Consider the following 276-nt stretch of genomic DNA (forward strand, 5'->3'; position numbering starts at 1 on the left):
GCTGGACGTCGCAAAGTTACTCTCCGTACTGTGTCATCCGCAGTCCCCGGGGCTGGATACCCTGCTGGCCGGGACAAAACCCGCAGCGCGGATTTCCTCCTTACTGATCCCCGCTACGGCCGGTACGGGCTCCGAAGCAACGCCTAACGCAATTCTGGCGATACCGGAACAGAATACGAAAGTGGGGATCATCTCCCCCGTTCTGCTGCCGGATTACGTTGCGCTCCTGCCTGAACTCACTACCAGCATGCCCGCACACATCGCCTCGTCGACGGG

General features: G+C 60.9%; 1 protein-coding gene. It reads left to right on the plus strand.

Annotated features, from left to right (window positions below):
• On the plus strand, window positions 1-276 hold a 276-nt coding region (locus AB0T83_RS20435), incomplete at both ends, for an iron-containing alcohol dehydrogenase (RefSeq protein WP_366195025.1).

Source organism: Meridianimarinicoccus marinus, from assembly GCF_040689105.1.
Classification (GTDB): Bacteria; Pseudomonadota; Alphaproteobacteria; order Rhodobacterales; family Rhodobacteraceae; genus Meridianimarinicoccus; species Meridianimarinicoccus marinus.